The organism is Kitasatospora sp. NPDC022785, assembly GCF_055561295.1.
The window spans coordinates 306,261-332,570 of sequence record NZ_JBVHHB010000003.1; the positions used below are offsets into that span (position 1 = coordinate 306,261).

Sequence of the window (26,310 nt, forward strand, 5' to 3'; positions counted from 1 at the left end):
CCCAGCGTGACCGACCGGCCCCCCGCCGCCGGGGCAACCCGCCCTCGGGCCGCTCGAACGGGCGAACACGTCCACAGGAAGTCGTCCCGGGCCGACCTCCTGTGCGCGAAAACCCCGGTGATGCCGCGTCAGGGGGCCAGGACCTGCCCCAGCCGGGCCGCGATGTGGTGCATCACCGGCACCAGGGAGGCCGCGCCGGCCTGCTCCTCCAGTGCCCGGATCCGGGCCTCCGGGCCGGAGACCGAGAGCGCCGTCGGGGTCGGCGCGCCAGGCACCGCGAGGGCGATGCAGCGCACCCCGATCTCCTGCTCCTGGTCGTCCACCACGTAGCCGCGCTCGCGTGCCTCGGCCAGTTGGTCCAGCAGCTCCTGCGGGTCGGTCACCGTGAACTCGGTGTGGGCGGGCAGCGGGTTGGGGCCCAGGACGGCGCGTGCCTCGGCCTCGGGCAGCTGGGCCAGCAGGGCCTTGCCGACCCCGGTGCAGTGCGGCTGCACGCGGCGGCCGACCTCGGTGAACATTCGCATCGAGCGCCGCGACTGCACCTGCCCGACGTAGACCACCTCGCCACCCTCCAGTACGGCCAGGTTGGCCGTCTCGCCGGTGGCCTCCATCAGCTCGGCCAGGTAGGGGCGGGCCCAGCTGCCGAGCAGCCGGCCGGCCGTCTCGCCGAGCCGGATCAGCCGCGGGCCGAGGGTGTAGCGACGCGCGGTGTCCTGGCGTACATAGCCCTGCTGGACGAGGGTACGAACCAGTCGGTGGATGGTGGGCATCGGAAGCCCGGAGGTGGTGGAGAGCTCGCTGAGCGTCGCCACGCCGCCGGAGTCGGCCAGCGCCTCCAGCAGCTGGAAGGCGCGCTCGACGGACTGCACACCGCCGCTCGCGCGGTCCGTGCCCGTCGTCGATGCCGTGTCGGGGGTCGCAACCACCGGCGTTCCCTTCGATGTCGGGGGAGGAGTAGAGTCCCTGCGATCACCTCAACAAACCGTTGAAATTCTGTATCGCGGAAACTAGTCTCCACCTTACAGAATCGAACCCGCCGGTAGTCGGGTTCAGATCGGTTCAGATCAAGGAAGTTCCCACCGGAGCTCCCTTCGCCATGCTCAACCGTCTTAGGAGTGTCCTGCTCATGGCTACAGATCAGGGACCCGCCGGCGCCTCCCCCGCCGCTCCGGTCGTCACTGTCGCCGGTCCGCGCGTCCATCGGGCGGAGGAGGTGCTCACTCCGGAGGCGGTCGCCTTCGTCGTCGGGCTTCACCGCGCCTTCGAGGACCGCCGACAGGAGCTCCTGGCCCGCCGCAAGACCCGCCGCGCAGAGATCGCCCGCGCCGGCACCCTGGACTTCCTCCCCGAGACGGCCGCCGTGCGCGAAGGCGACTGGACGGTGGCCGAGGCCCCGCGCGCGCTCCAGGACCGCCGGGTCGAGATCACCGGCCCCACCGACCGCAAGATGGTCATCAACGCCCTGAACTCCGGTGCCCGCGTCTGGCTCGCCGACTTCGAAGACGCCACCGCCCCGACCTGGGACAACGTGGTCAGCGGCCAGATCAACCTGATCGACGCCTTCGAGGGCCGGATCGACTTCACGTCCTCGGCCGGCAAGGCCTACACCCTCAAGCCCGCCGCCGAACTCGCCACCGTCGTGGTCCGCCCGCGCGGCTGGCACCTGGACGAGAACCACCTGCTGGTCGACGGCGTCCCGGTGGCCGGCGCCTTCTTCGACTTCGGGCTCTACTTCTTCCACAACGCGGCCCGGCTGATCGCCCGCGGCCCCGAGGACCCGAACTCCGGCCCGTACTTCTACCTGCCGAAGACCGAGAGCCACCTCGAGGCCAGGCTCTGGAACGACGTCTTCACCCACGCCCAGGCCGCCCTGGGCATCCCGCACGGCACCATCCGGGCCACCGTGCTGATCGAGACCATCACGGCCGCTTTCGAGATGGAGGAGATCCTCCACGAGCTGCGCGAGCACGCCGCCGGGCTCAACGCCGGCCGCTGGGACTACCTGTTCTCGATCGTCAAGAACTTCCGCGACGCCGGCGAGCACTACATCCTGCCCGACCGCAACACCGTCACCATGGCGTCCCCGTTCATGGCCGCCTACACCCGGCTGCTGGTGCAGACCTGCCACCGCCGCGGCGCCCACGCGATCGGCGGCATGGCCGCGTTCATCCCCAGCCGCAAGGACCCGGCGGTCAACGCCGCGGCCCTGGAGAAGGTCAAGGCCGACAAGGACCGCGAGGCCGCCAACGGATTCGACGGTTCCTGGGTCGCTCACCCGGACCTCGTGCCCGTCGCCCGCGCCTCCTTCGACGCCGTCCTCGGCGACCGCCCGAACCAGAAGGACAACCCCGGCCCGGCCGAGCCCGTCACCGCCGCCCAACTGCTCGACATCGCCGGCGCCGGCGGGACCTGCACCCATGCGGGCCTGCACAACGCCGTCCAGGTCGGCGTCCGCTACATCGAGGCCTGGCTGCGCGGCCTCGGGGCCGTCGGCATCTTCAACATGATGGAGGACGCCGCCACCGCCGAGATCTCCCGCTCGCAGATCTGGCAGTGGATCAACAACGGCGTCGTGCTCTCCGACACCGGCGAGAAGGCCACCGCCGACCTCGTGCGCCGCCTGGTGGCCGAGGAGCTCGCCGGGCTCCGGGCCGAGCTGGGCGAGGACGCCTACGCCGGTGGGCGCTGGCGCGAGGCCGCCAAGCTCTTCGAACAGGTCGCCCTGGCCGAGGAGTTCGCGGACTTCCTGACCCTCCCCGCGCTTCCCCTGCTGGGCTGAGCCCCAATCTATCCAGTGCGGAGGAGGCTGCCGCCTGCCAGGCTGTAGCACTCCTCCCGCCCCATTGCTCCGTTCCGTACGGCGACGAATCCACCTGTCCTCTCGTCGCCGTACGGAACGGCCCCTTCGCCCGAGGAACCCCCATGCCCCGCATCTTCTTCAACGGCCAGGCCATGGTCGGCGGCCCGTTCCACGCGTCCGTCGCCGACGCCCTGATCGGCCCGGTCCGCACCGCGCCCGGCTACCGCTTCTTCTCCATCGGAGACGTCTGCCCCGGCCTGCACCCGGACCCCGCCGCCGGCACCGCGATCGAGGGCGAGCTGTACGACATCACCCTCGAACACCTCCGCGACGTCATCCTCCCCGGTGAGCCGCGCGAGCTGGAACTCGGCGTCATCGAGCTGGCCGACGGCTCCGCCTGCCTCTCCATGCTGCTGGCCCGCGGCGAGGCCGACCGCGGCGTCCACCGCGAGATCACCCACCACGGCGGCTGGCGCGCCTACCTCGCCACCCTGGGCCGTACGGCCTGAGCCGCGGAGCACCTCTTGGCCCTACGGCCTGAACCGCCGAGCACCCCTGGTCAGGACTCCCGCCCGAGCAGGGCGTCGCCGAGACGGCTGCGGCGGTAGAGGACACTGCGGCCGTGCCGGGTGCGGTCGAGGAGGCCGGCGGCGGCGAGCGCGCCGAGATGGCGGCTGACCGCGCCCGGGGTGACGCCCAGTCGGTGGGCGAGTTCGGTGGTGCTGGCGGGGGTCTCCAACAGGGCGAGCAGCCTGGCCCGCGGCGAACCGATCAGCCCGGCCAGCGGCCCGCCCGGCCCGGCCCGGTCCCCACGGAGACCCGCGTCCAGGCCCTCGGCCATCGTGGCCTTGCCGCGCGCGGGGTACGCGATCAGCGGCGGCCCCACCTGGCTGATGTCGGTCTGCGCACCGAGCCCGGACAGCGTCGGGATCAGCACCAGCCCCCGCCCGGCGACGTCCACCGAGGCGCCCACGGCCTGCACGGCCGGATGGGGATCGGTGAGCCGCAGCACCCCGGCACGCCAGGAGAGCCGGACGTCGAGATCGGCGAAGAGCCCCTCCGCGCCGCGCTCCGAGAGCATCCGGCCCCGGTAGGCGATGTCCGCCTCCAGCACCGACCGCGCCCTCGGCCACCAGGCCGGGGCGAGGCAGCGCGTCCAGTACGCCTCCAGCACCTCGGCCACCCGTGCGGTGAGCGCCGCCGGGTCGTCGATGAGCCCGGCCAGTACGGGCGGCAGTGGGCTCCCGTCGCCCCCGTACGCGGCGAGCACGTCGGAGCGCACGACCTCCGGCGGTGTGGCCGCCAGCCGCGCGAGTTCGGCGTGGAAGTCCGGGCGGGGGGCCGCCGGACGGGGGGTGAGGAAGTCCGGCACGAAGCCGACCGGCGCGATCAGCGACTCCAGCAGCGCGGTGTCCAGCCTCTCGTACCGGGAGCGCCAGCCGGCGATCCACGGCTGCTGCTCCGGATAGCGGGCGGCGGACCGGCGGGCACGAAGGCTCAGCACCGCCTCCTGGAGTGGCGAATAGGCGAACCAGGTGGCGGCGAGGTCGTCAACGCCGAAGCGGAACTCGAACATTGACCGTAACGGTAAAAGAATTCCGCCCGCCCGGGAAGCCCGCTGTGCTTCTGCCATGACCTCCACCGCGGTGCGCCCCGCTGCTTCCGGCCGCCTTCTGCCGGACGATCCGCTCCTGCGCCGGCTCGTCCTGATGAGCCTGGTGAACACCGTCGGCAACGGACTCTTCATCACGGTGAGCGTCCTGTTCTTCACCCGTTCCATCGGTCTGACGCCCGGCCGGGTCGCGCTCGGGCTCACCGCGGCCGGCATCTGCGGCGTGCTCGCCGGCGTGCCGATGGGGCGGCTGGCCGACCGGGTCGGCAGCAAGCGGCTGCTGATGGTGGTCGGGCCGCTGGAGGCCGCGGCGGTGCTCGGCTACGCGTTCGTGCACTCCTTCGCCGCCTTCGTGGCACTGGCCTGTGCGGCAACGGTGCTGGAGCGCGGCGCGGTGGCGGTGCGCAGCGCCCTGATCGCCCGGGCGCTGCCCGCCGAGAGCCAGGTCCGCGCCCGGGCGCTGCTGCGCTCGGTGATGAACGCGGGTCTCGTCGTGGGGTCCGGTGGCGCGGCGCTCGCCCTGCAGGCCGATGCGTACGCCGGCTACGTGGCCGTGCTGGCGCTGGACGCCGTGAGCTTCCTGGGCGCGGCGGCGCTGCTGGTCGGCCTGCCCGTCCCGGACGGGGCGGCCCGCCCGGCGGGTGCCGAGGGCGGGCCGGCGAAGCGGCGCACGGCGCTGCGGGACGGCCGGTACCTGCTGGTCACCGGGCTGCACGCGGTGCTGGAGCTGCAGCTCGCGGTGCTCAGCGTGGGCCTGCCGCTCTGGATCGTGCTCGCCACGGACGCGCCGGCGGCGGTGGTCTCGGCGGTGAACGTGGTCAACTGCCTGCTGGTGGTGGTGTTCCAGGTCCGGGCGAGCCGCGGGGTCACCGAGGTCGTCTCGGCCGGGCGGGCCTGTGCGCGGGGTGCGCTGCTGCTGGCGGGGGCCTGTCTGGTGTACGCGGCGGCGCAGTCCGGTCCGGCGGCCCTGGCGGCCGGGGTGGTCCTGGCGGGGGCGCTGGTGCACAGCCTCGGCGAGCTGCTGACCTCGGCCGGCGGTTGGACGCTCAGTCTGGACCTGGCCGATCCGCAGGCGCACGGCGAGTACCAGGGGGTGTTCATGAGCGGTCAGGCGGCCGCGCACGTGATCGGCCCGCTGGTGATCACCCTGACGGTCGTCGACCACGGGGGTGCCGGCTGGGCGGTGCTGGCGGGGCTGTTCGCGCTGGCCGGTCTGGCCATGCCGGCGGCCGCCCGCGCGGCCGCCCGTCACGCCGCCCCCGACGCCGCCCCCGACGCCGCCCCCGACGCCGCCCGTGGGGCGGAGCGCGCCGGGTAGGCCGGTCGGCCCGCGCCCCACGGGGGTGGGAGCGGGCCGGCCGGTGTGCGCGGGCACGCCACAGCCCCGGACCCTCGCCGTGGGTCCGGGGCTGTGTTCCGTGGGCCGTCCTGAGCGACGGCGCACGGAGTCCGGGTGACGCACCGTCCCTGGGCGGCCCGGAGTTCAGGGGTACAGCGAACGGGGGTCAGACGGGGCGGGCGGCCAGCTCCTTGGCGGCGCGGGCGCAGGCCTGGGCGATCCGGTCCTCGTTCACCGTGGTCAGCAAGCCCTTCTCGACCACGGCGTTGCCGTTGACGAAGAGGGTGGCCAGCGGCGGCAGCGCGCCGAGGGTGAGGGCGGCGATCGGGTCGGCGATCGAGGAGTGCATGATCCCGTCGATCTTCCAGAGCGCGAGGTCCGCGAGCTTGCCGACCTCGATCGAGCCGATCTCGTTCTGCCGGCCGAGCACCCGGGCGCCGCCCATGGTGCCCAGGCGCAGGGCCTGCCGGCCGGTGAGCGCGGTCGGGTAGCCGTGCAGGCGGTTGATCAGCAGGGCGTTGCGCAGCTCGGTGCCGAGCTCGCCGGACTCGTTGGAGGCGGTGCCGTCCACGCCGAGGCCGACCGGGACGCCGGCCTTGAGCATGTCCGGGACGCGGGCGATGCCGGCGGCGAGGCGGGCGTTGGAGGAGGGGCAGTGGGCGACACCGGTGCCGGTTTCGGCGAACTTGGCGATGTCGGAGTCGTTCATGTGGACGCAGTGCGCCATCCAGACGTCCTCGCCGAGCCAGCCCACCGACTCGAAGTAGTCGGTCGGGCCCATGCCGAACAGCTCCTTGCAGAACGCCTCTTCCTCGGCGGTCTCGGAGCCGTGGGTGTGCAGCCGGACGCCCTTGCGGCGGGCCAGCAGGGCGGCCTCGCGCATCAGTTCGGTGGAGACCGAGAAGGGCGAGCAGGGCGCGATGGCGATCTGCAGCATCGAGTCGAAGGAGGCGTCGTGGTAGGTGTCGACGGCCGCCTCGGAGGCGATCAGGATCTCCTCGGTGTTCTCGACCGCGTGGTCCGGCGGCAGGCCGCCGTCCTTCTTGCTGCGGTCCATGGAGCCGCGCAGCGCGGTGAAGCGCATGCCGAGCTCCTGGACGGCCTCGATCTCGGCGCCGAGGATGTCGCCGCCGTCCTTCGGGAACACGTAGTGGTGGTCGGAGGCGGTAGTGCAGCCGGACTTGAGTAGTGCGGCGGCCGAGCCCTGGGCGGCGGCGTGGACGAGCTTGTCGTCGATGCGGGCCCAGGTCGGGTAGAGCGCGACCAGCCAGTCGAAGAGGATGTTGTCCTGGGCGAGGCCGCGGGTGATCCACTGGTAGAAGTGGTGGTGGGTGTTGACGAGGCCGGGGGTGACGAGGTGGCCCTCGCCGTTGATCCGGCGTACCACGTTGTCCAGCCACTGCGGGGCGGGGCCGTCGCCGACCGACTCGATCTTGTTGCCGAGGATGACCACGTGGCCGCGGGCGTACTCGGTGTCGTTGGCGTCGACCGTCGCGATCGCGACGTTCTCGATCACGATCCGCTGGTCGGCGGGCGGAGGCTGGACTGCCATGGGGAACTCCTATGGGGGAGGCCGGGCGGGCATGGGGCGCATGCCCGCCCGGTGGGTCAGGACGGTGTCGCCGTCGGCACCGTCGTGCCGGATGTCCCGTCGGCCGGCGACCGGCGGGCGACTCCGACGTGGTGGAAGAGCAGGTTGAGCAGGACGGCCATCACGCAGCCGGCCGAGATCCCGGAGTGCATCAGGGTGCGGACGGCTTCGGGGAACGCGTCGTAGAAGGCCGGGACGGCGATCGGGATGATGCCGACGCCGAGCGAGACCGACACCAGGATGGTGTTGGAGCTGGACTCCATTCCCGCCTCCGCGAGGGTGCGGATGCCGCTTGCCGCGACCGTGCCGAAGAGCACGATCCCGGCGCCGCCGAGGACCGGCTGCGGTACGAGGGAGACGACCGACCCGAGCACCGGGAAGAGCCCGAGCAGGATCAGGATGCCTCCGCCGGCCGCGACCACGAAACGGCTGCGGATCTTCGTCAGCGCCACCAGTCCGATGTTCTGGGCGAAGGCGCTGGCGGCGAACCCGTTGAAGACCGGGCTGAGCGCGGTGGCCAGTCCGTCGGCCCGCAGGCCGGCGGCGAGCACGGGCTCGTCGGCCTCGCGGTCGACGATCTTGCCGAGCGCCAGCATGTCGGCGGTGGACTCGGTCATCGAGACCACCATGACGATGCAGAGCGAGACGATCGCGGCCGCGTCGAAGGCGGGGGCGCCGAAGTGGAACGGGGAGGGGAGCGCGAAGATCTTCGCGTCCTGGACCGCGCCGAAGTCGGCCAGGCCCAGCGGGAAGGCGAGCAGGGTGCCGATCGCCAGTCCGAGGAGCAGGGAGAGCTGCTGCCAGAAGCCGCGCAGCAGCCGGTTGCAGAGCACCACCGCGACGAGGGTGATCGCGGCGAGACCGATGGCCCGCATGGAGCCGTATCCGGGGGCGCCCGGCGAGCCGCCGCGCGCCCAGTTCACCGCCACCGGGAGCAGGGACACCCCGATGAGGGTGATCACGGTGCCCTGGACGACCGGTGGGAAGAACCTGATCAGTTTGCAGAAGTACGGTGCCGCGAGGAAGCACAGGATCCCCGCGACGATCACCGCTCCGAAGATCACCGGGAGGGCGTCCTTCGGCCCGTGCTCCTCGGCGATGGCGATCATGGGCGCGACGCCCGCGAACGAGACGCCGTTCACGAACGGCAGCCGCGCTCCGATCTTCCAGATGCCGAGGGTCTGGAGCAGGGTGGCCAGTCCGGCGGTGAACAGGCTGGCCGATATGAGCAGGGCGAGCTCGGTGGGGGAGAGCCCCACGCCGGCGCCGACGATGAGCGGGGGAGCGACGACTCCCGCGTACATCGCGGCGACGTGCTGCAGGCCGGTGGAGACGAGCTTCACCGGTGGCAGCAACTCGTCCACGGGGTGGGTTTCCGGTCCGGACGGCTTGCCGGGGAGGCTGCTTGACGCACCGTCCGGACCAGAAGGTCTTGCAGGGGTGGAACCGCCGTCGGTGTTGCCGGTGTTACTGGGTGCCATGTCGAGCCCCTCTTGTGCCCGTGGCTCGCGACGCGCCCGTGGCGCTGGAGACTGGCTGGTACTGCCTCGGCCGAGGGCGGGACGGCGGTGCAAGGGTCCCTCGGCCGGCCTCTCCAGCACCCGGGGCCGGCCGCCGTGAGGCGGGCACGATCTCCGGTGGGTGGGGGATGGAGAAACAGGTGGTGCGGGTACAGCGGGTGGTGCCGGTACTGCGGGTGTTTCCGTCCGTCCGGCATCGGCCGGCCGCGGGGGGCCGGAGGGTGCAACCGTGCCGGGCGGGGGCATGGGGGTGGAGAGGTCAGGCGACCGGGATGACGGGTACCACGCCCTCGCGGTGCACGGTGCCCTCGATCAGGCCGTACATCCGGTCGGCGGCGTAGTACACCTCGTTGTCGTTCTTGAGGCCGAACGGCTCCAGGTCGACGAGGAAGTGGTGCTTGTTGGGGAGCTCCAGGCGGACCTCGTCCACCTCGGCGCGGTTGTTCAGGACCCGGGTCCCCATCGCGTGCAGGGTCTGCTGCAGCGAGTACGAGTAGGTCTCGGCGAAGGCCTCCAGCAGGTGCCGCCGCACGTGGGTGTAGGAGCGGTTCCAGTTGGGCTGGGCCTCGCCGTCACGGCCGCTGAAGCCGTACTTCCACCGCGCCGTCACCTGGGTGGCGAGGATGCGGTCGTACGCCTCCTGGAGGGTGGTGTACTTGTCCTTGATGTAGCCCCAGAACTCCGAGTTGGTGGAGTTCATCACGATGAGGTCCTTGAGGCCCGAGATGACCTGGACGGTCTCGCCGTCGTAGACGATCTCGGTGGTGCGGGTCTCCTGCCCGTTGCGGACGAAGGAGTGGCCGACCTCCTCGGAGCCGATGAAGCGGGCCGAGTTGTCCGGCGTCTTGATCCGGTCCCAGACGTACTCCTCGATCCGGATCCGGGCGCTGTGCACCACACCGCGCTCGGTGTCGTCCACGAAGTGCCGCGCCAGGATGATGCCGAACTGCTCCGCCGACTCGATCCCGTACTCCTTGGCGAAGGCGTACACGGTGTTCTTCGTCGTGTCGGTGGGCAGGCAGTTGGCGTTCGACCCGGTGAGGTGGACGTCCTCGAACTCGCCCTGGAGGGAGACCGAGACGTTCAGGTCCTTGATCTCGTGACGGGTCGAGTCACGGTAGATCCGGACGATGCGGTTCTCCGCCTTGCCGTACTGGTTCTGACCGAGCACGTGGGCCATGACTTGGCTCCCAATCAATCAAGCGGTCTAGCTTCCGCGGTAGACCGAGTATCCGAACGGGTTGAGCAGCAGCGGCACGTGGTAGTGGTGCTGCGCGGGCGCGACCGTGAAGACGATCGAGACCTCGGGGAAGAACGGCGTCCCGTCCGACCGGCCGGCGTAGTACGCGGCGGTGTCGAAGAGCAGCCGGACGACCGAGCCCGCCTCCACGGCCGGCAGGTCCTTCGCCCGGCCGTCGGAGTCCGTGGCGGAGGTGCCGAGCACCTTCCAGCCACCCTCGGTGTGCAGTGCGAGCTCGACCGGGACACCCTCGGCCGGGCGGCCGAGGCTGGTGTCGAGCACGTGGGTGGAGATGCCAGTCATGGGTGAAGTGACCTTACTGATGGCAGATGTGACTTTACGTCGGAAGAGACTGACGTTACGTCAGAAGTGACGTCAGGCCTCGTCGAGCAGGCGGTTGATGCGAATGTCGTTGATCTTGCGCAGCTCGCCCCGGACGATCTCCGCCTCGGTGGCGGCGTCGTTGGGGAACCGCTCGCGCAGGGCGGCGAGCATGGTGTCCGCGGTGCGCCCGGTCGCGCAGATCAGGAACACGTGGCCGAACTTGGCCTCGTAGGCCGCGTTGGCGTCGTGCAGTTCGTCGAGGAGTGCGGTGTCCACTCCCCGGATGCCGGCCTGCTCGCGCTCGGAGGTGGCGTCGCCCGACTTCGGCTTGCCGATCCGGGCGTGGCCGGCCATCGCGTCGTGCAGGTCCGCGGCCGTGAGCGTGGCCATGGCCGACGCGTTGGCGTCGAGCAGGGCCTCGCGGTCGGACCACGGGCGGGCCGCCGCGACGGCGTCGGCCCAACGGGGGCTGGAGCAGACCTCCAGCAGGATCGTCCTCAGCTCGGCGGCGTCGGCCGCCGCCAGGGCGTCAAGGGCGTGGGGGTGGTTGGTCACGAGTGGACCTCCTGAAGAGTGGTGCCACCCGCACAAGCTAGATCCACCCATCCGGGCCGTCAACACTTTGTTGAACGGTTGGTGGTTACGTTTTGAACCGGCCCCGGTTACCGGGCCGTTTCGTGTGCGATGAGACAAGTGTGCCCCGCCGGGGGCTGGTGAAGACTGGCCGGGCCGGCAGGGCTCACCCGGGCACACCCGTCAGGGCGTGCCCGGCCGTGCTCAGCCGGACTTCGAGCCGTCCTGGCGGTTGAGGTAGTTGTACACGGTGAAGCGGCTCACGCCCAGCGCCGTGGCGACCGTCTCCACTCCGTGGCGGACGGTGAAGGCGCCTCGCTCCTCCAGCAGGGCGACCACGCGCTGCTTCTCCCAGCGGTCCAGCTCGGACAGTGGGCGGCCGTCGAACTGGCGGGTCATCTCGGCCAGCAGCCGGTCCAGCGCACTGCTCAGGTGCGGCAGTCGGACTGCCAGTGCCGGGGTGCCCTCCCACTCCAGGACGACGTCCTCGGCCTTGGCCTCGTCCAGCGGGACGGGCGTCGCGCCGACGGCGGCCAGCAGCGGCTTTATCGCCGCGGAGAGCGGGTGTTCCAGGTGATCGGTCATGGCGTACCGCCCTCCTCGCCGAGGACGCTGACCTGGACGGAGATCCGGGTCGCACCCGCGTCCAGGGTCTCCCGGAGCAGCTTGGTCACGGCGGCCAGGACCTCCTCGGCCCCGCCTTCCGCGCCGGTGCCGAACGGGCCGACCGAGACGGCCAGGCCGGCGTCGTCGACCACCTTCCGGGCCGCCACGGCGTGCTCCGGGAACGTGTCCAGTTCGAACGGTTCTGTCGTGAACTCCACCATCAATCGCACCTGCTCACTCTAGCGAGCGGGTGCGGGCGAGGTTGGGGGCTGGTCGATCGAACAGCGGCCGGGCCTGGGGCGGAGTGGTTTCGGTCGGCTTCAACAAATTGTTGCGACAGTCTTGACACCCGCTCAGCGGTGCGGACATGCTTCCACCAAGCAGAATCCCTCTTCCGGATCGTGGAAGTTGCGGATGACGGAAGAGAGTGAGAGGTGATTGACGTGACGGCCGCCGCCCAGCACAGCTTCACGGTCAACCTGTCGATCCTGTTCAGCGAGCTGCCGCTCCTGGAGCGCCCGGCCGCTGCCGCCGCCGCCGGCTTCACCGCCGCCGAGCTGTGGTGGCCGTTCGGTGAGGAGCACGCCCCGTCGCAGGCCGAGCAGGACGCGCTCCGCAAGGCCTTCACCGACGCCGGCGTGCAGCTCACCGGCCTCAACTTCCTGGACGACCTGACCAAGGGCGCCCGCGGTACCGTCTCCGTACCGTCCGAGCAGGAGCGCTTCCGGGCCAACGTCCCGGTCACCGCCGAGCTCGCCGCCTCGCTCGGCACCAAGGCGCTCAACGCCCTCTACGGCAACCGGGTCGAGGGCGTGGACCCGGCCGAGCAGGACGCCCTCGCGCTGGAGCACCTCGTTCTCGCGGCCAGGGCCGCCCACGAGGTCGGCGCGATCCTGCTGGTCGAGGCGCTCAACAAGCCGGAGTCCCCGGACTACCCGCTGGTCTCCGCCGCCGCCGCCGTCGAGGTCGTCGACAAGGTGAACGCCGCGACCGGCCTCGGCAACGCGAAGTTCCTCTGCGACCTGTACCACCTGGCCAAGAACGGCGAGGACCTGGCGGCCGTCATCGACGCCTACGCCGACCGCTTCGGCCACGTGCAGATCGCCGACAACCCGGGCCGCAACGAGCCCGGCACCGGCGAGCTGGACTTCGAGGACCTCTTCTCCCGTCTCACCGCCGCCGGCTACACCGGCCGGATCGGCCTGGAGTACCGCCCCTCCACCGGCGTCAGCGCCGACAGCTTCGAGTGGCTCCCGCGCGAGCTGCGTCCGTCCAGGTGACGCGCGCCGCTCGGTAGGCCCTTCGGCACCCCCACCCCACCACGTACAAAGGAACGACGCGATGAGCCGCAAGATCGCCTTCATCGGCCTCGGCATCATGGGCAGCCCGATGGCCGCCAACCTCGTCAAGGCCGGTCACCACGTCACCGGCTTCAACCTCACCCAGCCGCAGATCGACGCCCTGGTCGCGGCCGGCGGCCACGGTGCGACCAGCATCGCGGACGCGGTGAAGGACGCCGAGGTCGTCATCACCATGGTCCCGGCCGACCCGCACGTCGAGCAGGCCATCCTGGGCGAGGGCGGTGTGCTGGAGAACGTGAAGCCGGGCACCCTCGTGATCGACATGTCGAGCATCACCCCGCAGACCTCGATCAAGGTCGAGGCCGCCGCCAAGGAGAAGGGCGTCCGCACCCTGGACGCCCCGGTCTCCGGTGGCGAGGCCGGTGCCATCGAGGCCGTGCTGTCGATCATGGTCGGTGGCGCCGCCGAGGACTTCGCCGAGGCGAAGCCGCTGTTCGACGTGCTGGGCACCACGGTCGTCCACGTCGGCCCGGCCGGTGCCGGCCAGACCGTCAAGGCCGCCAACCAGCTGATCGTCGCCGTCAACATCCAGGTACTGGCCGAGGCCGTGGTCTTCCTGGAGAACGCCGGCGTCGACCTCGCCGCGGCGCTGGACGTGCTCGGCGGCGGCCTGGCCGGCTCGACCGTGCTCAACCGCAAGAAGGCGAACATGCTGGGCCGCGAGTTCGCCCCCGGCTTCCGCATCGACCTGCACCACAAGGACATGGGCATCGTCACCGACGCCGCCCGTGCCGTCGGCGCCGCCCTGCCGGTCGGCGCGGTCGTCGCCCAGCTGGTCGCCTCGGCCCGGGCCAACGGCGACGGCTCCCTCGACCACTCGGCGCTGCTGCGCGGCGTCGAGCGACTGTCGGGCCGCGAGGTCAAGTAGCCCGTCCTCCCCCGGCCTCAGGCCGGGGGACCCGAGCCCGCCGCCGCCCCTTCGGGCCGCGCGGCGCGGACACCCCGGTGGCCGGGGTGGTGAGACCCCGGCCACCACGCCGGGGCGGTGACACCCGCCCCGGCCCCGGAGACTCCTCCTGGTGGCGTGTACCTAACCGGTCGTGCCCGCGTCACCAGGAGGCCAGGCCCGATCGGCAGGTGGGCTGGGGCTCATCCGCCTCCTGCCGATCGTCCAGACCGGCGACGCACACTCCCTGTCGGGGGCACTTCGGTCGTGCCTGTTGTGCGTCGCCCGGCCCCCTCCCTCGCCGAGGGGAGCCTCTCGTACGTCGGAAGCGGGACGAGGGGAACGGCGGGGAGGGGGCCGCACCCACCCACCCGGGGCACAGCGGTCCACGGGGGTCCCTCGGCGGACCCCGGGGCACATGCTTGAACCATCGCCAGACCCGTCCGGAAGTGAGGCCCACGCCATGCCCGCCACCCCCACCCAGGGCCATGTGGTCGTAGCTCCCGACAAGTTCAAGGGCACCCTTGAGGGTGCCGAGGTCGCCGCCCGGATCGCCGCCGGCATCCGACGGGCCGCGCCCGGCACCGACATCCGTGAACTGCCCGTCGCCGACGGCGGTGAGGGCACCCTGGCCGCCGCGCTGGCGGCCGGATTCACCCGGATCCCGGCCAAGGTGGCCGGCCCCACCGGCCTGCCGGTGGACGCCGCGCTCGCCGTCAGGGGCGACACCGCCGTGGTCGAGCTGGCGCAGTCCTCCGGGCTGGCCCGGCTCCCCGGCGGCCGGACCGCCCCGCTCGCGGCCGGTTCCTACGGGGTCGGCCAGCTGATCGGCCGGGCGGTCTCGTTGGGCGCCAAGCGGATCGTGCTCGGTCTCGGCGGCAGCGCCTGCACCGACGGCGGCGCGGGCATGGTCCAGGCGCTCGGCGTCTCGCTGCTGGACGCCGACGGCACCGAGCTGCCGCCGGGCGGGGCCGCGCTGCGCAGGCTGGCCCGGCTCGACGTCGGCCCGCTGGCGGACTCGCTGACCGGGGTCGAGGTCGTGGTGGCCTGCGACGTGGACAACCCGCTGCTCGGCCCGCGCGGCGCGACCGCCGTGTACGGCCCGCAGAAGGGCGCCGACGGCGACGACCTGGTGGTCCTCGAGGAAGGCCTGACCCGCTTCGCCGACGTGGTCGGCGAGGCCGTCGGACGGGACTTCCGTGACGCCCCCGGCGCCGGGGCGGCGGGCGGGGTGGGCTTCGCCGCCCTCGCCCTGCTCGGCGCCACCATGCGACCCGGCATCGAGCTCATGCTCGAACTGCTGGGTTTCGACGAGGCCGTGCGTGGGGCACGCCTCGTCGTGACCGGTGAGGGCTGCCTGGACGCACAGACGCTCCATGGCAAGGCACCCGCCGGAGTTGCCGCGGCGGCCGCCCGGGCGGGGGTTCGGGTGGCCGCTGTGGCAGGGCGGCTGGAACTGTCGGAGAGCGAGTGGCGGGCGGCCGGGTTCGCCGCCGCCTACGCCCTCACCGACCTGGCCGAACAGCCCGGGGACAGCATGACCAAGGCTGCGGAACTGGCCGAGGTCGCGGGGGAGCGGCTCGCGGCCGCGCTCCTGGGCGGATGAACGAGCCGCCCGCCCCTCGTGCGTTCCTCCATTGACGTTTTGTTGAAGGCGGCCCTAGGCTCCCGGCAATCCTTCGACGAAGCCCCCTTCCTTCATCAGACCACCCCCTAAGGTTTTCGGAGGTCCCCCATGCCCTTCAGCGACACCGTGGTGATCCGTTCCCGCCGGGTGGTCCTGCCGGACGGCGAGCGTCCCGCGGACGTGCTGATCCGGGACGGGCGGATCGAGCAGATCGCCGCGCACGGGTCCCTCCTGGCCGGCGACCAGCATCTGACCGACCTCGGCGACACCGCCCTGCTCCCAGGCCTGGTCGACACCCACGTGCACGTCAACGAGCCCGGCCGGACCGAGTGGGAGGGCTTCGCCACCGCCACCCGGGCCGCCGCGGCCGGCGGCGTCACCACCGTCATCGACATGCCGCTCAACTCCATCCCGCCCACCACCACGGTGGAGGGCCTGGAGGCCAAGCGGAAGATCGCCGACGGCCAGGCCTGGATCGACCTCGGCTTCTGGGGCGGCGCCGTCCCCGGCAACGTCCCCGACCTCGAACCGCTGCACCGCGCCGGTGTGTTCGGTTTCAAGAGCTTCCTCGCGCCGTCCGGCGTCGACGAGTTCCCGCACGTCGAGCAGGCCGACCTGGAGGCCGCGCTGGCCGAGCAGGCCCGGATCGGCGCGCTGGCGATCATCCACGCCGAGGACCCGGCGGTCCTCGCCGCCGCCCCGCAGCAGCCCGGCGTCCACTACCGGGACTTCCTCGCCTCGCGCCCCGACGACGCGGAGACCACCGCCGTCGCCCGGCTGCTGGACACGGCCCGCCGCACCGGCGCCCGCGTCCACATCCTGCACGTCTCCTCCGCCGCCGTGCTGCCGCTGCTGCGCCAGGCCCGCGAGGACGGCGTGCAGGTGACCGCCGAGACCTGTCCGCACTACCTCACCCTCGCGGCCGAGGAGATCCCGGACGGCGACACCGCCTTCAAGTGCTGCCCCCCGATCCGGGACGAGTCCAACCGCGACGCGCTCTGGGCGGCCCTGGCCGACGGCGAGTTCATCGCGATCGTCTCCGACCACTCGCCGTCCACCCCGGACCTCAAGCTGCTGCCCGAGTTCGGCGGCAGCGGGGACTTCGCCGCGGCCTGGGGCGGCATCGCCTCCCTGCAGCTCGGCCTGCCGGCGATCTGGACCGAGGCCCGCCGCCGCGGCCACACGCTCGTCGACGTCGTCCGCTGGATGGCCGGCGGGCCGGCGAGCCTGGTCGGGCTGACCGGCACCAAGGGCGCCATCGCGGTCGGCCACGACGCCGACCTGGTCGCCTTCGACCCGGACGCCGACTTCGCGGTGCACGCCGCCGAACTCCACCACCGCAACCCCGTCACCCCGTACGCGGGCCGGACGCTGACCGGCGCCGTGCGCGCCACCTGGCTCCGCGGCCGGGTCGTCGACGTCACGGCCGAGCCGTTCGGCCGCCAGATCACCCGCCCGGTCATCCGCCACGAGGAGTCTCCGTGAGCACTGCCAACACCCCGAGCGCTCCGTTCACCGAGCTGGTCAACCTGGCCTCCCGGCTGCTCGGTGCCGGCGTCGTCGCCACCAACGAGGACACCTTCGCCGACGCGGAGAACCTGCTGGTCGCCAAGCCCGCCGAGTTCCGTGCGCACACCTTCGGCCACAAGGGCCAGATCATGGACGGCTGGGAGTCCAAGCGCCGCCGCGGCGTCAGCGCCGACCAGCCGCACCCCACCGACGACGACCACGACTGGACGATCGTGCGGCTCGGCGTCGGCGGCGTCGTCCGCGGGCTGGTCGTCGACACCGCCCACTTCACCGGCAACTACCCGGAGAGCGCCTCGGTCGAGGCCGCGGCCGTCCCCGGGCACCCGTCGCCGGAGGAGCTGGCCGGCGCCGAGTGGATCGAGCTCCTGCCGCGCACCCCGCTCCAGGGCGACACCGCGCACGAGTTCGCCGTCGACAACGCCACCCGCTTCACCCACGTACGCCTCAACATCTTCCCGGACGGCGGCGTCGCCCGGCTCCGCGTGCACGGCGAGGTCCTGCCCGACCCGCGCGAACTGGACGGCCTCACCTTCGACCTGGCCGCCCAGGAGTACGGCGGCGTGGCCGAGGCGGCGTCCGACCGCTACTTCTCCTCCCCGCACAACCTGAACGCTCCCGGTCGCGCCTCCGTCATGGGCGAGGGCTGGGAGACCCGGCGTCGGCGCGACAAGGCCAACGACTGGGTGCAGATCGCCCTGGCCGGGGGCGGCGAGGTCCTGGCAGCCGAGGTGGACACCACCCACTTCGTCGCCAACGCCCCCGGCTGGGCCGACCTGGCCGGCTACGACGCCTCGGCCGGCGGAAACCCGTCCGAGGCCGCGGAACCTTCGAACGACGCTGACGGCTGGTTCGAGATCCTGCCCCGCACCCGCCTCCAGCCCGACACCCGGCACCGCTTCCGGCTCGACGTGGGCCGCCCGGTGACGCACGTCCGGATCAACGTCCACCCGGACGGCGGCCTCGCCCGGCTGCGCCTCACCGGCCGGCTCACCGAGGCCGGCCGCGCCGCCCTCGCGCTGCGCTGGTTCAACGCCGTCCCGGCCGCCGAGGCCTCCGCGGCGCTCACCGACGCCGGCCTGAGCGCCGACGAGGCCGCCGACCTGGCCGCCGCCCGCCCGCTGGCGGACCGGAGCGCGGCCGCCGCCGCCGTCGCCGCGCTCCGGCCGACCGACGGCCCGGACGGCGAGCACTCCTCCCGCCGTCGCTCCGCCGTCTGGCGCCTGCTCGGCATCTGAGCAGTCCGGGGCCGGAGCGGCACCCCGGATCCGAGCATTCGTCACCTGAGGTCCCGTCACCTCACTCTCCACGCAACGCCTTTATCGACACCTGAAGGACCCTCCATGTCCAAGATCCTGACCACGGAGTCCGGCGCGCCCATCGCCGACAACCAGAACTCGGCGTCGGCCGGCGAGTACGGCCCGCTGCTCATCCAGGACCAGCAGCTCCTGGAGAAGCTCGCCCGGTTCAACCGCGAGCGCATCCCGGAGCGCGTCGTGCACGCCCGCGGCTCCGGCGCGTACGGCTACTTCGAGGTGACCGACGAGGTCTCGCAGTACACCAGGGCCGCGTTCCTCTCCGAGGTGGGCAAGCGCACCGAGCTGTTCCTGCGCTTCTCCACCGTGGCCGGCAACCTGGGCTCCAGCGACGCCGTCCGCGACCCGCGCGGCTTCGCGCTGAAGTTCTACACCGAGGAGGGCAACTACGACCTCGTCGGCAACAACACCCCGGTCTTCTTCATCAAGGACCCGCTGAAGTTCCCCGACTTCATCCACTCGCAGAAGCGCGACCCGTACACCGGCGTCCAGGAAGCCGACAACGTCTGGGACTTCTGGGCCCACTCGCCGGCCTCCACCCACCAGATCACCTGGCTCTTCGGCGACCGCGGCATCCCGGCCTCGTACCGCCACATGAACGGCTACGGCTCGCACACCTACCAGTGGGTCAACGAGCAGGGCGACGCCTTCTGGGTGAAGTACCACTTCAAGACCAACCAGGGCATCCGCTCGCTGGACGGCGACCAGTCCGCCGAGGTGCTCGGCGCCGACGCCGACTCGCACCAGCGTGACCTGCACCAGGCCATCGAGCGCGGCGTCTTCCCGTCCTGGACCCTCTACGTCCAGCTGATGCCGGTCGCCGAGGCCGCGGAGTACCGCTTCAACCCGTTCGACCTCACCAAGGTGTGGCCGCACGCCGACTACCCGCTGGTCAAGGTCGGCCGCCTGGTGCTGAACCGCAACCCCGAGAACGTCTTCGCCGACGTCGAGCAGTCCGCGTTCTCGCCGAACAACTTTGTGCCCGGCATCGGTCCGTCCCCGGACAAGATGCTCCAGGGCCGCCTGTTCGCCTACGCCGACGCCCAGCGCTACCGCCTCGGCGTCAACCACACCCTGCTCGCCGTCAACGCCCCCCGGGCCACCGAGGCGAACAACTACGGCCGTGACGGCTTCTCCGCCGTCAACAAGTCGGGCCGCGGCAAGAACTACGAGCCCAACTCGTACGACGGCCCCGCCCAGACCGACAGCGCGCTCGCCGCGCCGGTCAAGCTGGACGGCTACACCGGCACCTACACCACGCCGGCGCACACCAAGGACGACGACTTCTTCCAGGCCGGTGAGCTCTACCGGCTGATGTCGGCCGGCGAGAAGACCCGCCTGATCGACAACATCGCGGGCTTCCTGGCGCAGGTCTCGCGCGACGACATCGTCGAGAGGAACCTCGCCCACTTCCACGCGGCCGACGAGGAGTACGGCGCCCGCCTGGAGGCCGCCGTCGCCAAGCTCCGTGCCGGCGAAGAGGGCTGACGTTCCGCCGGACCACCCTCACCGGCCGCCGGGGCCCGCACCCCGGCGGTCGCGACCGGGCCTCTCCCCCCAGGGCAGTGGGGGAGGGGCCCGTCCGTCGTGCGCCGGCCCGGTGCGTACGGCGCGTGCCGCAGGCGTACGCCGGTCCGCCGGAAGCACGCCGCCGCCCGGTCGTCCAGCACCTTCACCGAATATTCGCGGACGGCAACTGCCGGGGCCTCGGGGTGGCTAGGCTGGAGGACGCCCGCAGGTCGCTCCGCGGGCGGACATCGGAAGGGGACGACATGTCGACACCAGCCCCGGGTCGTCACGCCGCACTGGACCAGGGCATGCCCGGTCCGTTCACCTCCTTGCAGTACGCGCTCAGACTGCTGGAGGCCGTCGACCGGCACCCCGGCGGTGCCACCCTGGTCTCCCTCGCCAGGGAGACGTCCCTGGGCCTGCCGACGGTTCGCCGGCTCGCCGAGATCCTGGAGATCGAGGGCTATCTCCAGTGCCAGGACGGCGGTTGGGTGCTCGGCGGCACCTTCGCCCTGCTCGGGCAGGGCAACCGGGAGCAGCTGGTACGCGCCCGGCTCGACCGCAAGCTCGCGGACCTGCGCGACGAGTTGGGTGCGGCCGTGTACTTCAGCCGCTACCACGACGGCGAGTTGTCGGTGGAGGCGGTCTCCGCCGCCGACCACGCGCCTGCGGTGCAGGAGTGGGTGGACTTCCGGGCCACCGCGCACGCGAGCGCGATCGGCAAGTGCCTGCTGAGCCAGCTCGACCACGACGCCCGCCGGGACCACCTGTCCCGGCACCCGGTGGCCCGGCTGACCTCGCGGACCGTCACCGACGCCGACCAGCTGATGCACCGGCTGGAGCGCCAGCCGGCCACCGTGCCGGTGCTGGACATCCAGGAGTACGCGCTCGGCACGGTCTGCGCGGCCGTCCCGGTGATGGCGGGCAGCACGGTGGGCTGCCTGGCCACCTCGATGCCGGTGGACAACGTGCACCGGCTGAAGGCGGCCGCCGAGCTGTTGGCGGCCCGGGCGGCGCCGCTGATGCTGGCCATGGCCGTCTGACCGCCCGTCCGAGGGTCGCCCGCGTGTTCGGGCCGGGCGGGATGGAGCCGGTCCGGCCCGCCGGAGGTCGTCCGAAGCCGCCCGGATCCCGGGGTGGCGGCACGAGGTTCGGCCGGCGTCGGACGTCGGGCGTCGGGCGTCAGGGCGTCCCTACCCCGGACGGCCCGTGCGCACGGCCTCGGCCTCGGCGAGGGCCGCCGCCGACGGCGGGCGGTGGGTGTTGGCGGGGCAGGGCGCGGCTCGGGCGGGGAGCGGGCGTTCCAGGACGACGGCGTGTCCGCGTCCCGTCACGGCGACGCCCGCTCCCCGCGGGGCGACGGCGTGTCGGGCGATCACCGCTCCGCGGGTGGTGGAGATCGACAGGTGCGGTTCGTCCAGGCGCCAGCGGACCTGCACGGTGGCGCCGGACAGTTCGGGCGGGACCGCGTAGACGTTGCCACGGAAGGGGACCACGTTGTGAGTGCTGACCGTACGGGTGACGCAGATCCGCGCGGGGAAGGGAGCGCTCGGCAGGTCCAGGAGGCCGTTCGCGCCGGCGTGTCCCTCGTCCGGCACCCCGTCCGTCGGCCGGACACGGTCCATCCTCGCCGCGAGCTCGTCGAGGTGGTCCTGCGCTGCCAGCAGAGGGGTCTCGTGGCGCAGGTTGCGCCACCAGTGGTGAGTGGTGGCCCGAAGGCCCTCGTCCGGCCCTCGGTCGCGGTCCTCCCAGCGGGGCGGGCAGGCGATCGCCACGTGGTAGTACTTCGCGACCTCGCTGAAGGCCGGGGTCACCCGGCCGGTCTCGGGACAGCAGGCCGCGGGCGTCCGGTGAAACCGCCATCGCGTGCCGGTGCCACCCAGCCGTCTCAGCAGCTGGTCCATGGCCTCCACGACCTGCGGAAACTCCTGGTTCTCGGCCACGACCGCGCGCCAGCGCCCCGTACGGGTGAGCGAGCCCACCAGCAGATGGGCGCGTCCGCCGCTGCCCCAGTGGGTCGGGGCGCCGGGCAGGGTGAGCCAGTCGAAGCGCACCTCCTCGCTGGCCGGCGGGGACGGGACGGTGCTGTGATCGCGGGCGATGCGCTGGCAGTGCGGGCAACGCGGTCGCAGTTGGTGCTGTCGCAGCGAGCGGGTGAAGGTCGAGTAGCCGCCGGGGTAGCCCAGCTCGACGATCTCCTCGAACAGCGTGCTCGCCGACAGGTGCGGGTCATCGGCCAGCCGCTGGCGGCAGTACGGCGAGAACCGGGTGAAGCCGTCCTGCGGGCGGCTCCGGACGCCCGCGATCCGCTCCCCGTCGAGGTAGGACCGCACGGTCTTGCGGTCGCGGCCCAGGTGGCGGGCGATCGCCGAGATCGTCCACCCCTGCGCGCGACGTGAGCGAGCCTCCTCGAATTCCTCCTTGGTGAGCATCCAAACCCCCTTGCAATCCGTTCTCCTGCCCATGCGGACTCTGAAGCAATGGCGTCTCCAACGAGGCGGGAAATATAGCACGATGTCGGACGGCTCGCCCTGCAGAAAGGTTTATGCAGTCTGGCAATGGGGTTGGGGAATTTCGCGGAGCGTGATTGTGGGCCGACGGGGCAAGGCGTGTGCCGGAATCTTGCTACTTCCCTGACCAGCGCTTTTGGTCGGGTGGGGGGAGTGAGGAGTGGCTCGGCGCGCCTGGGGAGTTTCATCGAGCACCATTGCCGTGAATGCGGTAAGGTGCTTTGGTCTGGTCCTTTTACCGGGCCCGGGGCGACCGGACGGGGAAAGGGACCGGTGGAAAGGTCGGGTGGCTGGGGGTGTGCCGCCGGGGAATTTCGCGGAGCGATATCCCGTTGAATATAGAAGGACGCCCGAATGTCGTACATTCCGGCCCGGCCGCGCCTCGTTGACGTGGCATGACTGCAATGTGTCGTCCACCCGTCCCACCAGCGCGTGACCCCGTCTGCAGGCTGGGTATGTGGCTCTTCGTCCCCGACCGGCCGAACGTCGTGGGTGACCTGCGCATCGGCTACCTCTCCCGCAATGGCGAGCGTGTCGTCCTGAAGAACTGCTCGCGCATCCTGGCCGAGTTCGTGCGGACGATCCGTCAGCTGGAGGACGACTTCGTCGCGCGGTCCGGTTCCCAGCGGGCGGAGGGCGGAGCGTGACGGCCCCGATCGGATGCGGGAGGGCGATAGCCGGCGGACCCGCGAGGCGTCGACTGTCCGGAGCGTCCCGTGACCTATGACCGGACAGGTGAGTTCTACGCCCCGCACGGTTACGGCGCCACCTGGTACGGATCCGCGGAGGACTACCAGCGGGCCGCGGCCTATGAGCAGCACGGTTGGCACGTCGACGGTGAGGTCTCCGGCGGCCCCTGGTTCGCCCCCGACCTCGAAGTCATGGACACCTGGGAGCCGGTCGGGCTCTTCGTTCCTCCGCCCCGTGTCGCGACCGAGGAGCCGTCACCGGCCGCGCCCGGCGTCGCCGCCGTGCCGCCCGCGGGGCCACGGCGGCGGCCGAGGCCGCCCGGGGGCTCGTGGGCGCGGTTGGTCGGCCCGTTGTTCGGGGTGATGACGGCGGCCACGTTCACCGCCGTGTGCCTTCTGGGCTGGGCCCTCTCCTACGACCCGCTGCAGGGTCTGGCCATCTCCAGGGTTCCGCACGGCCTGTCGGGACTGTGGCCCGTCGTCGTCATCGGCCCGTGGCTCGTGGGCTGTCTGTCGGTGCTGCGGGCAGCCCTGGACGGTCGTCGGGCCGTGCACTCCTGGATCGTGGTGACCCTGTTCGCCGGTGTCGCGACCTGGCTGTGTGCGGTCGGCGTGTCGCGAACGATGCCGGACCTCGTGGTCGCCGGCCTGCCGCCGATCACCGGGGTGGTCTCGCTGCACCAGCTGGTGCGTCAGATCATCGGCAGTCGCAAGTCGTGCCGGACCTCGCCGCGGCAGAAGGGGCGGCGGGCTTCCCACAAGGCCTCCGGCAAGGTGCGCGTCTGAACGGCTCGCGTCCATCGGACTGCCCGGGCCATTCGCAGCGCCGGCGGCACGCCGACCGCACTCGGGGTGGGTCGGCGGGCCTTCCCGGCAGGTGCTGACAGCACCGGGCTGTGGTGGCACGGTGCGGACGGTCGCGGCTCCCGCCCGGGTGGCGGGGGTCGCGACCGCTTGGTGTCGATACGTCGGCAGATCGACGACGGCACAGGGCCGGCGGGCCGGCGCCCGGCATTCGGCCGCGGACCTCGACGCCGCAGGTCCGGTGGCAGGGGTGTGCGGCCCGGTCCGAGGCGTCGGGGGAGTCGTCGGCGCGGGCTTATTAGACGTGCTGTCGATAAGGTTGGCCGAAACCATTGTGGCCTGCTGTACCCATGGGTAAGTTGCTCTGGACCCGAGCCGCCACCCGCAGGTCAGGAGGGCCCTCCCATGCCCAGCACCACTCCCGTCCCCGCCGTCGCCGCCCCCGCCCCTCGCGTGCACGACAGCCTCGTCCTGGAGCCCCGCGACGTCCGCTTCGACTGGGCCGGGCTGCCGCTGCACTGGATCCCGGACGAGCCGATGGCCACCCACATCGTCAACGTCCTCCACCTCCTCCTGCCCGAGGGCGAGCGCTGGTTCGTCAAGGTGTTCAAGGAGGCGCTGCCGCTGATCAGGGACGAGCAGCTGCGCGAGGAGGTGCTCGGCTTCATCGGGCAGGAGGCGATCCACGCCGAGGCGCACCAGGAGGTGCTGGACCACCTGCTCGGCCAGGGCCTCGACCCGCGCCCGTACGTCCGGCAGGTCTCCTGGCTGTTCCGGCGCGTGCTCGGCGACAAGCCCGGACTGTCGCCCGCCCGGCGGCGCGAGAACATCATCGAGCGGGTCGCGTTCGTCGCGGCCATCGAGCACTTCACCGCCTTCCTCGGCAACTGGGCGCTCAACTCCCCGGGCCTGGACCGTGCCAAGGCCGACCCGACCATGCTGGACCTGCTGCGCTGGCACGGCGCGGAGGAGGTCGAGCACCGCAGCGTCGCGTTCGACCTGATGGTCCACCTCGACCCGGGCTACCTGCGGCGGATCCGCGGCATGGCGGTCTCCGGCCCGCTGCTGGTCCACCTCTGGGTGCGCGGCGCCCGCTTCCTGCTGGCCGCCGACCCGACCCTGGACGGCCGGCTGCGGCCCAGCTGGCGCGAGGCCGGCCGGATCGCCAAGCGCGGGCTGCTGCCCGATCCGGTCAAGTCGGTCCGCTCCGGCCTGCGTTACCTGCGGCCCGGCTACCACCCGACCCAGGAGGGCTCCTCCAGCCAGGCGCTCGGCTACCTCGCCACCTCCCCGGCCGCCCGCGCGGCCGCCGCCGGCTGACGACCGGCAGCCGTCTCCGCCGCCCTCCCGCCGCCAAGGCCCCAAGGACCGAAGGACCCGCCGGATGGACCTGCACAACCCGCCCCCCGACCTCTACGGCCGCCCCCGCGCCGACCGGTTCATGCGGCGCCTCACCGCCTTCGGCGACCGCTACAGCCCCGCGCTCGGCTCGCCGCTGCTGCGCCGCAGCCCCCGCCGCCCGCCCAGCCGCCCCACCCCGCCGCTGCAACTGGTCGTCACCGCCCGCCGCCAGGTCGCCGCCGACGCCGTCGAGTTGAGCCTCGCCGACCCCTCCGGCGGCCCGCTCCCCGCCTGGCAGCCCGGAGCGCACCTGCGGCTGGCGCTCCCCTCCGGCCGCGAGCGCCACTACTCCCTCTGCGGGGACCCCGCCGACCGCACCGCCTACCGGATCGCCGTCCGCCGGCTGCCCGAGGGCGGCGGTGGCTCGGTGGAGATCCACGAGACCCTGCACCCCGGCGCCCGCCTCACCGCCCGCCGCCCGCGCAACGGCTTCGCCTTCTGCGCCGAGCCCGCCGTCCTGCTGCTGGCCGGCGGCATCGGCGTCACCCCGCTGCTCCCGATGGCCCGCGAGGCGCGGCGCCACGGCCTGGACTGGCAGCTCGTCCACGTCGGCCGCACCGCCGGCACCCTCCCGTACGCGGACGAGCTGCGCGCCCTCGACCCCGACCGGGTGCACCTGCGTACCGACGACGTGCACGGAGGCGTGCCGACCGGTGCCGAGCTGCTCGCGTACGCCCCGCGCGGTGCCGCCGTCTACTGCTGCGGCCCGGCCCCGATGCTGGCCGCCGTCCAGCGGGCACTGGACGGATCGCCCTCCGCCGCCCTGCACTTCGAGCGGTTCGGCGCCGCGCCGGTCACCGGCGGCGAGCCGTTCACCCTCCGGCTCGGCACGGACGGCCCGGTGCTCGACGTCCCCGCCGACCGGACCGCCCTGGAGGTTCTCCGCGAGGCCCGGCCCGACCTTCCCTACTCCTGCCACCAGGGGTTCTGCGGCACCTGCGAGGTCCGGCTGCTGTCCGGCACCCCCGACCACCGCGACCGCCGTCTCACCCCCGAGCAGCGCGCCGCCGGCGCCCTGCTGCCCTGCGTCTCCCGGGCCGCCGAGGGCGAGACCCTCGTGCTCGACGTCTAAGGA

The 26,310-nt window shown here is 72.4% G+C and carries 24 protein-coding genes; 14 read left to right on the forward strand and 10 right to left on the reverse strand.

What is annotated here, in order from left to right:
• Nucleotides 1–128 precede the first annotated feature (128 nt).
• The gene (locus tag ACZ3YO_RS07040; protein WP_396319940.1) at nucleotides 129–926 is read right to left on the reverse strand and encodes an IclR family transcriptional regulator; all 798 of its coding nucleotides are present in this window, start codon (nucleotides 924–926) and stop codon (nucleotides 129–131) included.
• Between the two features lie 200 nt (nucleotides 927–1,126).
• Between ACZ3YO_RS07040 and aceB the strand changes: the two genes are divergently transcribed.
• Both aceB and ACZ3YO_RS07050 read left to right on the forward strand, forming a co-directional pair.
• Nucleotides 1,127–2,779 (forward strand): malate synthase A, encoded by a 1,653-nt coding sequence (aceB, locus tag ACZ3YO_RS07045; protein ID WP_465565858.1) that lies wholly within the window; start codon nucleotides 1,127–1,129, stop codon nucleotides 2,777–2,779.
• Nucleotides 2,780–2,922: 143 nt separating this feature from the next.
• Nucleotides 2,923–3,309: an allophanate hydrolase-related protein gene (locus ACZ3YO_RS07050; protein ID WP_465544830.1), complete on the forward strand. Its 387-nt coding sequence runs from the start codon at nucleotides 2,923–2,925 to the stop codon at nucleotides 3,307–3,309.
• A 50-nt stretch (nucleotides 3,310–3,359) separates the two neighbouring features.
• On the opposite strand, the gene ACZ3YO_RS07055 is transcribed toward ACZ3YO_RS07050, so the two are convergent.
• Entirely contained in the window at nucleotides 3,360–4,376 is a 1,017-nt protein-coding gene (locus tag ACZ3YO_RS07055; protein WP_465565861.1) for a helix-turn-helix domain-containing protein, read from the reverse strand.
• A 55-nt stretch (nucleotides 4,377–4,431) separates the two neighbouring features.
• On the opposite strand from ACZ3YO_RS07055, the gene ACZ3YO_RS07060 reads away from it, so the two are divergent.
• Complete coding sequence (locus ACZ3YO_RS07060) at nucleotides 4,432–5,730, forward strand: MFS transporter (RefSeq protein ID WP_465565864.1); 1,299 nt, start codon at nucleotides 4,432–4,434, stop codon at nucleotides 5,728–5,730.
• 187 nt (nucleotides 5,731–5,917) lie between these two features.
• On the opposite strand, the gene ACZ3YO_RS07065 is transcribed toward ACZ3YO_RS07060, so the two are convergent.
• The 7 genes from ACZ3YO_RS07065 to ACZ3YO_RS07095 all read right to left on the reverse strand — a co-directional run bounded on the left by ACZ3YO_RS07065 (nucleotide 5,918) and on the right by ACZ3YO_RS07095 (nucleotide 11,835).
• A complete protein-coding gene (locus ACZ3YO_RS07065) occupies nucleotides 5,918–7,303 on the reverse strand; it encodes an 8-oxoguanine deaminase (RefSeq protein WP_396319945.1) in 1,386 nt (461 codons plus the stop codon).
• Between the two features lie 56 nt (nucleotides 7,304–7,359).
• Entirely contained in the window at nucleotides 7,360–8,823 is a 1,464-nt protein-coding gene (locus ACZ3YO_RS07070; RefSeq protein WP_465565868.1) for a nucleobase:cation symporter-2 family protein, read from the reverse strand.
• A gap of 298 nt (nucleotides 8,824–9,121) precedes the next feature.
• Entirely contained in the window at nucleotides 9,122–10,042 is a 921-nt protein-coding gene (gene pucL / locus ACZ3YO_RS07075; RefSeq protein ID WP_465544838.1) for a factor-independent urate hydroxylase, read from the reverse strand.
• 27 nt (nucleotides 10,043–10,069) lie between these two features.
• On the reverse strand, nucleotides 10,070–10,405 hold the full coding sequence (uraH, locus tag ACZ3YO_RS07080) for a hydroxyisourate hydrolase (RefSeq protein WP_396319948.1): 336 nt from the start codon (nucleotides 10,403–10,405) through the stop codon (nucleotides 10,070–10,072).
• A 72-nt stretch (nucleotides 10,406–10,477) separates the two neighbouring features.
• Entirely contained in the window at nucleotides 10,478–10,981 is a 504-nt protein-coding gene (gene uraD, locus ACZ3YO_RS07085) for a 2-oxo-4-hydroxy-4-carboxy-5-ureidoimidazoline decarboxylase (protein ID WP_465565871.1), read from the reverse strand.
• 222 nt (nucleotides 10,982–11,203) lie between these two features.
• The gene (locus ACZ3YO_RS07090; protein ID WP_465565873.1) at nucleotides 11,204–11,584 is read right to left on the reverse strand and encodes a helix-turn-helix domain-containing protein; all 381 of its coding nucleotides are present in this window, start codon (nucleotides 11,582–11,584) and stop codon (nucleotides 11,204–11,206) included.
• The gene (locus tag ACZ3YO_RS07095; RefSeq protein WP_465565876.1) at nucleotides 11,581–11,835 is read right to left on the reverse strand and encodes a thiamine-binding protein; all 255 of its coding nucleotides are present in this window, start codon (nucleotides 11,833–11,835) and stop codon (nucleotides 11,581–11,583) included. Before ACZ3YO_RS07095 ends, ACZ3YO_RS07090 begins: the two co-directional genes overlap by 4 nt.
• Before the next feature lie 204 nt (nucleotides 11,836–12,039).
• Here ACZ3YO_RS07095 and ACZ3YO_RS07100 point away from each other — a divergent pair, with 204 nt between their 5' ends.
• The 7 genes from ACZ3YO_RS07100 to ACZ3YO_RS07130 all read left to right on the forward strand — a co-directional run bounded on the left by ACZ3YO_RS07100 (nucleotide 12,040) and on the right by ACZ3YO_RS07130 (nucleotide 20,874).
• Nucleotides 12,040–12,885: a TIM barrel protein gene (locus tag ACZ3YO_RS07100; protein WP_465565879.1), complete on the forward strand. Its 846-nt coding sequence runs from the start codon at nucleotides 12,040–12,042 to the stop codon at nucleotides 12,883–12,885.
• A 61-nt stretch (nucleotides 12,886–12,946) separates the two neighbouring features.
• Entirely contained in the window at nucleotides 12,947–13,834 is an 888-nt protein-coding gene (locus tag ACZ3YO_RS07105) for a 2-hydroxy-3-oxopropionate reductase (protein WP_465544850.1), read from the forward strand.
• Between the two features lie 481 nt (nucleotides 13,835–14,315).
• On the forward strand, nucleotides 14,316–15,458 hold the full coding sequence (locus tag ACZ3YO_RS07110) for a glycerate kinase (protein WP_465565882.1): 1,143 nt from the start codon (nucleotides 14,316–14,318) through the stop codon (nucleotides 15,456–15,458).
• 129 nt (nucleotides 15,459–15,587) lie between these two features.
• Nucleotides 15,588–16,964 carry an allantoinase AllB gene (gene allB / locus ACZ3YO_RS07115; RefSeq protein ID WP_465565885.1) on the forward strand — a complete coding sequence of 459 codons (1,377 nt, stop codon included), beginning with the start codon at nucleotides 15,588–15,590 and terminating at the stop codon, nucleotides 16,962–16,964.
• A complete protein-coding gene (gene alc / locus ACZ3YO_RS07120; protein ID WP_465565888.1) occupies nucleotides 16,961–18,244 on the forward strand; it encodes an allantoicase in 1,284 nt (427 codons plus the stop codon). Before allB ends, alc begins: the two co-directional genes overlap by 4 nt.
• Nucleotides 18,245–18,349: 105 nt before the next feature.
• Nucleotides 18,350–19,810 (forward strand): catalase, encoded by a 1,461-nt coding sequence (locus ACZ3YO_RS07125; RefSeq protein WP_465565890.1) that lies wholly within the window; start codon nucleotides 18,350–18,352, stop codon nucleotides 19,808–19,810.
• 284 nt (nucleotides 19,811–20,094) lie between these two features.
• Nucleotides 20,095–20,874, forward strand: coding sequence for an IclR family transcriptional regulator (locus ACZ3YO_RS07130; protein WP_396319958.1), 780 nt, complete (start codon nucleotides 20,095–20,097; stop codon nucleotides 20,872–20,874).
• Nucleotides 20,875–21,024: 150 nt separating this feature from the next.
• Here the strand turns inward: ACZ3YO_RS07130 and ACZ3YO_RS07135 are convergent, their stop codons facing one another.
• Nucleotides 21,025–22,263: a Mu transposase domain-containing protein gene (locus tag ACZ3YO_RS07135; RefSeq protein ID WP_465565893.1), complete on the reverse strand. Its 1,239-nt coding sequence runs from the start codon at nucleotides 22,261–22,263 to the stop codon at nucleotides 21,025–21,027.
• 533 nt (nucleotides 22,264–22,796) lie between these two features.
• Here ACZ3YO_RS07135 and ACZ3YO_RS07140 point away from each other — a divergent pair.
• The 4 genes from ACZ3YO_RS07140 to ACZ3YO_RS07155 all read left to right on the forward strand — a co-directional run bounded on the left by ACZ3YO_RS07140 (nucleotide 22,797) and on the right by ACZ3YO_RS07155 (nucleotide 26,307).
• Entirely contained in the window at nucleotides 22,797–22,988 is a 192-nt protein-coding gene (locus ACZ3YO_RS07140) for a hypothetical protein (RefSeq protein ID WP_396319960.1), read from the forward strand.
• A gap of 69 nt (nucleotides 22,989–23,057) precedes the next feature.
• Nucleotides 23,058–23,816: a DUF2637 domain-containing protein gene (locus tag ACZ3YO_RS07145; protein ID WP_465565896.1), complete on the forward strand. Its 759-nt coding sequence runs from the start codon at nucleotides 23,058–23,060 to the stop codon at nucleotides 23,814–23,816.
• Nucleotides 23,817–24,239: 423 nt separating this feature from the next.
• Nucleotides 24,240–25,154, forward strand: coding sequence for a metal-dependent hydrolase (locus tag ACZ3YO_RS07150; protein WP_465565899.1), 915 nt, complete (start codon nucleotides 24,240–24,242; stop codon nucleotides 25,152–25,154).
• 64 nt (nucleotides 25,155–25,218) lie between these two features.
• The gene (locus tag ACZ3YO_RS07155; RefSeq protein WP_465565902.1) at nucleotides 25,219–26,307 is read left to right on the forward strand and encodes a PDR/VanB family oxidoreductase; all 1,089 of its coding nucleotides are present in this window, start codon (nucleotides 25,219–25,221) and stop codon (nucleotides 26,305–26,307) included.
• Nucleotides 26,308–26,310 lie beyond the last annotated feature (3 nt).

Bases quoted from the DNA above. Each gene is read 5' to 3' on its own strand.
- aceB (WP_465565858.1), top strand. From the start codon at position 1,127: ATGGCTACAGATCAGGGACCCGCCGGCGCCTCCCCCGCCGCTCCGGTC.
- ACZ3YO_RS07050 (WP_465544830.1), top strand. From the start codon at position 2,923: ATGCCCCGCATCTTCTTCAACGGCCAGGCCATGGTCGGCGGCCCGTTC.
- ACZ3YO_RS07055 (WP_465565861.1), bottom strand. From the start codon at position 4,376: ATGTTCGAGTTCCGCTTCGGCGTTGACGACCTCGCCGCCACCTGGTTC.
- ACZ3YO_RS07060 (WP_465565864.1), top strand. From the start codon at position 4,432: ATGACCTCCACCGCGGTGCGCCCCGCTGCTTCCGGCCGCCTTCTGCCG.
- ACZ3YO_RS07065 (WP_396319945.1), bottom strand. From the start codon at position 7,303: ATGGCAGTCCAGCCTCCGCCCGCCGACCAGCGGATCGTGATCGAGAAC.
- ACZ3YO_RS07070 (WP_465565868.1), bottom strand. From the start codon at position 8,823: ATGGCACCCAGTAACACCGGCAACACCGACGGCGGTTCCACCCCTGCA.
- pucL (WP_465544838.1), bottom strand. From the start codon at position 10,042: ATGGCCCACGTGCTCGGTCAGAACCAGTACGGCAAGGCGGAGAACCGC.
- uraH (WP_396319948.1), bottom strand. From the start codon at position 10,405: ATGACTGGCATCTCCACCCACGTGCTCGACACCAGCCTCGGCCGCCCG.
- ACZ3YO_RS07090 (WP_465565873.1), bottom strand. From the start codon at position 11,584: ATGACCGATCACCTGGAACACCCGCTCTCCGCGGCGATAAAGCCGCTG.
- ACZ3YO_RS07105 (WP_465544850.1), top strand. From the start codon at position 12,947: ATGAGCCGCAAGATCGCCTTCATCGGCCTCGGCATCATGGGCAGCCCG.
- ACZ3YO_RS07110 (WP_465565882.1), top strand. From the start codon at position 14,316: ATGCCCGCCACCCCCACCCAGGGCCATGTGGTCGTAGCTCCCGACAAG.
- allB (WP_465565885.1), top strand. From the start codon at position 15,588: ATGCCCTTCAGCGACACCGTGGTGATCCGTTCCCGCCGGGTGGTCCTG.
- ACZ3YO_RS07125 (WP_465565890.1), top strand. From the start codon at position 18,350: ATGTCCAAGATCCTGACCACGGAGTCCGGCGCGCCCATCGCCGACAAC.
- ACZ3YO_RS07130 (WP_396319958.1), top strand. From the start codon at position 20,095: ATGTCGACACCAGCCCCGGGTCGTCACGCCGCACTGGACCAGGGCATG.
- ACZ3YO_RS07135 (WP_465565893.1), bottom strand. From the start codon at position 22,263: ATGCTCACCAAGGAGGAATTCGAGGAGGCTCGCTCACGTCGCGCGCAG.
- ACZ3YO_RS07140 (WP_396319960.1), top strand. From the start codon at position 22,797: ATGTGGCTCTTCGTCCCCGACCGGCCGAACGTCGTGGGTGACCTGCGC.
- ACZ3YO_RS07150 (WP_465565899.1), top strand. From the start codon at position 24,240: ATGCCCAGCACCACTCCCGTCCCCGCCGTCGCCGCCCCCGCCCCTCGC.
- ACZ3YO_RS07155 (WP_465565902.1), top strand. From the start codon at position 25,219: ATGGACCTGCACAACCCGCCCCCCGACCTCTACGGCCGCCCCCGCGCC.